The organism is Streptomyces palmae (assembly GCF_004684805.1).
GTDB classification, from domain to species: domain Bacteria; phylum Actinomycetota; class Actinomycetes; order Streptomycetales; family Streptomycetaceae; genus Streptomyces; species Streptomyces palmae.
The window spans coordinates 1-5,034 of sequence record NZ_SRID01000449.1; the positions used below are offsets into that span (position 1 = coordinate 1).

At 72.9% G+C, this 5,034-nt stretch carries 4 protein-coding genes; all 4 read left to right on the forward strand.

Going from position 1 to position 5,034, the window contains the following annotated elements; translation table 11 throughout:
• The first annotated feature begins 789 nt into the window (after window positions 1–789).
• The 4 genes from purN (at window position 790) to E4099_RS28850 (ending at window position 4,456) form a co-directional block, all read left to right on the forward strand.
• A complete protein-coding gene (gene purN, locus E4099_RS28835) occupies window positions 790–1,455 on the forward strand; it encodes a phosphoribosylglycinamide formyltransferase (RefSeq protein WP_135342067.1) in 666 nt (221 codons plus the stop codon).
• On the forward strand, window positions 1,452–3,029 hold the full coding sequence (gene purH, locus E4099_RS28840; RefSeq protein WP_135342068.1) for a bifunctional phosphoribosylaminoimidazolecarboxamide formyltransferase/IMP cyclohydrolase: 1,578 nt from the start codon (window positions 1,452–1,454) through the stop codon (window positions 3,027–3,029). Before purN ends, purH begins: the two co-directional genes overlap by 4 nt.
• Window positions 3,030–3,177: 148 nt before the next feature.
• Window positions 3,178–4,047 carry a bifunctional methylenetetrahydrofolate dehydrogenase/methenyltetrahydrofolate cyclohydrolase gene (locus tag E4099_RS28845; RefSeq protein WP_135342069.1) on the forward strand — a complete coding sequence of 290 codons (870 nt, stop codon included), beginning with the start codon at window positions 3,178–3,180 and terminating at the stop codon, window positions 4,045–4,047.
• On the forward strand, window positions 4,037–4,456 hold the full coding sequence (locus E4099_RS28850; protein ID WP_135342070.1) for a DUF3017 domain-containing protein: 420 nt from the start codon (window positions 4,037–4,039) through the stop codon (window positions 4,454–4,456). Before E4099_RS28845 ends, E4099_RS28850 begins: the two co-directional genes overlap by 11 nt.
• Window positions 4,457–5,034: the final 578 nt, after the last annotated feature.

Below are 5,034 nucleotides of genomic sequence, written 5' to 3' on the forward strand. Positions count from 1 at the left end.
GGCGCCAGGGCTGGTCCGGGGCGCCCTCGGGGGGCGGGGCGAACGGGTTGTGGTCGCCCTGGCCGTCCGGAGACGGTGAGGACGACGGCGACTGCCGCTCCCGCAGCAGCGGGGCGTACGGCATGCGGGCGTGCCTCATCGCCGCCCCCCGGTGGTCTCGGGGGCCGATGCGGGGCAGTGAGCCGCGTGGCGGCGTCGGTCCGGCATGTGGAGTTTGTCTTCCCCTTGTGTCGTCGTCCTGCACGCCGGGCACGGTACGGGCTCGAGGTCGGCAGGCGGTACATGACGTGCTGTTGTGGTGCGCACCCGACAGCACATGGCATGCCGCGCACCGCATGGCACCCACCGCACATCGCACGCCGCGAGGCGCACATCGCACGGCGTACGCCGCGCAGGACGCATCGTCGCGCGCCCGGCGCCGCCCGGACGCCGCACGCCGCACGCCGCCTCGCGCCGGTGCGCCGGCCGTGCTCGCGCCCCTCGCGTGTTCCGGGTGCGTCCCGCGCCTCACCGGTGGGGCGGCCGTGACGCGAGTGGTGTCGGTGGTTACCACGGTGTCAGTCGATTACCACGATGTCAGGTGGATTCGCTGCCCAGACGCTACCTCCCGCGCTCGCCCCCGTCCCGTGGGGGCGGCCTGTGGTGCCGGTATCGTTGCTGACGGCCGGCGGGTTCGTAGAGTTCCCCGGAATCGCGTACCCCCGCCACTCGTACGACCGCACAAAGCGGCTTCGGCCGCCCGATCGTACGTTTCCGCACCCGCACCACCAGTGAGAAAGAGCCTCCGCCGTGGCCTGTCCGCCTCCCTCCGACTCGCCGGCGCGCTCCTCCGCCCCGCCGGCCCCGGCCCGCCTGGTCGTCCTGGTCTCCGGCTCGGGCACCAATCTGCAGGCCCTGCTGGACGCCATCGCCGAGCGCGGGGCCGCCGGCTACGGCGCCGAGGTGGTCGCCGTGGGCGCCGACCGGACCGGCATCGCCGGCCTGGAGCGCGCCGAGCGCCTGGGCATCCCGACCTTCGTCTGCCGGGTGGGCGACCACGCCACCCGCGCCGACTGGGACCTGGCGCTGGCCGAGGCGACCGCCGCGTACCGGCCGGACCTGGTGGTCTCGGCGGGATTCATGAAGATCGTCGGGCCGGAGTTCCTGGCCCGTTTCGGCGGCCGGTGCGTCAACACCCATCCCGCCCTGCTGCCCAGCTTCCCCGGCGCCCACGGCGTGCGCGACGCGCTCGCCTACGGGGCCAAGGTGACGGGCTGCACCGTGCACTTCGTCGACGACGGTGTCGACACCGGCCCGATCATCGCCCAGGGCGTGGTCGAGGTCCGGGACGAGGACGACGAATCCGCGCTGCACGAGCGGATCAAGGAAGTCGAGCGTTCGCTGCTCGTCGATGTCGTGGGGCGTCTGGCCCGTAACGGCTACCGCATAGAGGGACGAAAGGTAAGAATCCCGTGACCGCCACCAACGCCCAGGGTGCCAGCACCCAGCGACCGATCCGCCGCGCCCTGGTCAGCGTCTACGACAAGACCGGTCTGGAGGAGCTGGCGCGGGGCCTGCACGCGGCCGGCGTCCAGCTGGTCTCCACCGGCTCCACCGCCGCCAAGATCGCCGCGGCCGGAGTCCCCGTCACCAAGGTCGAGGAACTCACCGGCTTCCCCGAGTGCCTGGACGGACGGGTGAAGACCCTGCACCCGCGCGTCCACGCGGGCATCCTCGCCGACCAGCGGCTGGAGGCGCACCGCGAGCAGCTGGCCGAGCTGGGCGTGGAGCCGTTCGAGCTGGTGATCGTGAACCTCTACCCGTTCCGGGAGACGGTGGCCTCCGGCGCCGCCCCCGACGAGTGCGTGGAGCAGATCGACATCGGCGGCCCCTCGATGGTCCGCGCCGCCGCCAAGAACCACCCCTCGGTGGCGGTGATCGTCAACCCGGAGCGGTACGGCGACGTGCTCAAGGCGGTCGGCGAGGGCGGCTTCGACCTGACCGCGCGCAAGCGCCTGGCGGCCGAGGCCTTCCAGCACACGGCCGCCTACGACGTCGCGGTCGCCAACTGGTTCGCCGCCGACTACGCCGCCGACGAGGGCCCCTGGCCGGACTTCATGGGCGTCGTCTACTCCCGCAAGCAGGTGCTGCGCTACGGCGAGAACCCGCACCAGCCCGCCGCGCTCTACACCGACGGCACCGGCCACGGCCTGGCGCACGCCGAGCAGCTGCACGGCAAGGAGATGTCGTACAACAACTTCGTGGACACCGAGGCCGCGCGCCGGGCCGCGTACGACCACAGCGGGCCCAGCGTCGCGATCATCAAGCACGCCAACCCGTGCGGCATCGCCACCGGCGCGGACGTTGCCGAGGCGCACCGCAAGGCGCACGCCTGCGACCCGGTGTCGGCGTACGGCGGTGTGATCGCCGTCAACCGCCCGGTGTCGGTCGCCATGGCCGAGCAGGTCGCCGAGATCTTCACCGAGGTCATCGTGGCCCCGGACTACGAGGACGGCGCGGTCGAGGTGCTCTCCCGCAAGAAGAACATCCGGGTGCTGCGCTGCCCTCAGGCTCCTGCCGCGGGCGGGGAGTCCCGTTCGGTCGAGGGCGGCGCCCTCCTCCAGGCCAAGGACCGGCTCCAGGCCGAGGGCGACGACCCGGCCAACTGGACGCTGGCCACCGGTACGGCGCTGGGCGCCGAGGAGCTGGCCGAGCTGGCCTTCGCCTGGCGCGCCTGCCGGGCGGTGAAGTCCAACGCGATCCTGCTCGCCAAGGACGGTGCCACCGTCGGCGTGGGCATGGGGCAGGTCAACCGGGTCGACTCGGCGCGGCTCGCGGTGCAGCGGGCGGGGGAGGAGCGGGCCCGCGGCTCCTTCGCGGCCTCCGACGCGTTCTTCCCGTTCCCGGACGGCCTTGAGGTGCTGACCACCGCCGGGGTGAAGGCCGTGGTGCAGCCGGGCGGTTCGGTCCGTGACGAGCAGGTGGTGGAGGCCGCCAAGGCGGCCGGCGTGACCATGTACTTCACGGGCACGCGGCACTTCTTCCACTGATCCGCCAGGGCACGGCCGCCGCCGGTCCGGTGCTCCTTTCACCAAGGGGCGCCGGGCCGGTCCGGCCACCGGATCCGACCCGCCGCACACCGGCCGGATTCCGGACCTGATGCACACTGAACGCCCCGCATCCGGGAGGATGGGAACCATGACCGCCAAGATTCTCGACGGCAAGGCCACCGCGGCCGCGATCAAAGCCGACCTCACCACCCGGGTGGAGGCGCTGAAGGCCCAGGGCGTCACGCCCGGTCTCGGCACCCTGCTGGTCGGCGACGACGTCGGCAGCCAGAAGTACGTCGCCGGAAAGCACCGCGACTGCGCCCAGGTGGGCATCGCCTCGATCCAGCGCGAGCTGCCGGGCACCGCCTCCCAGGAGGAGATCGAGGCGGTCGTCCGGGAGCTCAACGAGAACCCGGACTGCACCGGCTACATCGTGCAGCTGCCGCTGCCCAAGGGTATCGACACCAACCGGGTGCTGGAGCTGATCGACCCGGCCAAGGACGCGGACGGCCTGCACCCGACCAACCTGGGCCGGCTGGTGCTCAACGAGACCGCGCCGCTGCCCTGCACCCCGTACGGCATCGTGCAGCTGCTGCGCCACCACGGTGTGGAGCTGAACGGCGCCCATGTGGCGGTCGTCGGCCGCGGGGTGACCGTCGGGCGGTCCATCGGGCTGCTGCTGACCCGCAAGTCGGAGAACGCCACGGTCACCCTGTGCCACACCGGCACCAAGGACCTGCCGTCGATCCTGCGGCAGGCCGACATCATCGTGGCCGCCGCCGGAGTGGCCCACCTGATCAAGCCGGAGTACGTCAAGCCGGGCGCGGCGGTGCTCGACGTCGGCGTCAGCCGGGACGGCACCGGCAAGGTCGTCGGCGATGTGGACCCCGGTGTGGCCGAGGTCGCCGGCTGGCTCTCCCCCAACCCGGGCGGTGTCGGCCCGATGACCCGGGCCCAGCTGCTGGTCAACGTGGTGGAGGCCGCCGAGCGGGCTGCCGGGATCGGCGATGTCGGCTGAGGCCCCGATGACCGCCGAGCCGAGGAAGTCGCGCCGCTTCCCTCTGATCACGCGGGACACCGCGCGACCCGAGGGCGGCGGCCGTGCCGCGCCCGGCGGTGCCCCCGCCCCGGTCCGGCAGTGGCCCCTGCTGACGGTGCTGGGCGGGGTGGCGGCCGGGCTGCTGGTGGTCGCCCTGGACCACTTCCGCGCCGGCACCATCATCATCGGCCTGTCGCTGCTGCTGGGCGCGGTGCTGCGGTGGACGCTGCCCGAGGTCGGCATGCTGGCGGTGCGGTCCCGCTTCACCGATCTGCTGACCTACGGCGGTCTGGGGTTCGCGATCGTGATGCTGTCGATGATGGCCCAGCCCGATCCCTGGCTCGAGGTGCCGTTCCTGGACGACATCGTCCACTTCACGGTGCGCTGAGCGGTGCCGTGCCCGGACCTCCGGGCACGGCGGGACGGCCTGCCTCCGGGCGCGCGGATACGGACCCGAGGCGGGCCGTCGTCATGTCCGGGCCGACCCCTCGCCCCTCCTCCCGGCTCTCTCCGAAGAACTCACGGATCACGGGGCCCTGGGGATCACAGGAGGTCAGGACCCACTCGGCGATCCCAGGGGGAGGCCCGGAACCGGGAATCCCGGGGAATCCACGGGAATCCCGAGGGAAACCCGAGGGAAACCCGAGGGAAAGAGGAATGCCTCCCGGATTACAGGGCAGGCGCATGCCAACCCCCCACGGGTACCACCGAGGGGTGGCCGTCCGCTCTCTCCCCCTCCTCTCCTGGGCGGACGGCCACCCGTCGAGGTAGGGCACCCGCCCGCCCGACGCCGTACCCGCCGTACGCACCGTGTCGTACGCGCCGTGCCGCACCCCCGTGCACCCGCCACCGCGAACACGGAGCCGGACACCGCCCGGGCGACCCTGGGAGCACCCTGGCCGGTACGCGCCCCCGGCGCGCTGTGCCTGCTCTCACTGGGCGCCGCCCTGCTGACCGGCTGCGGTA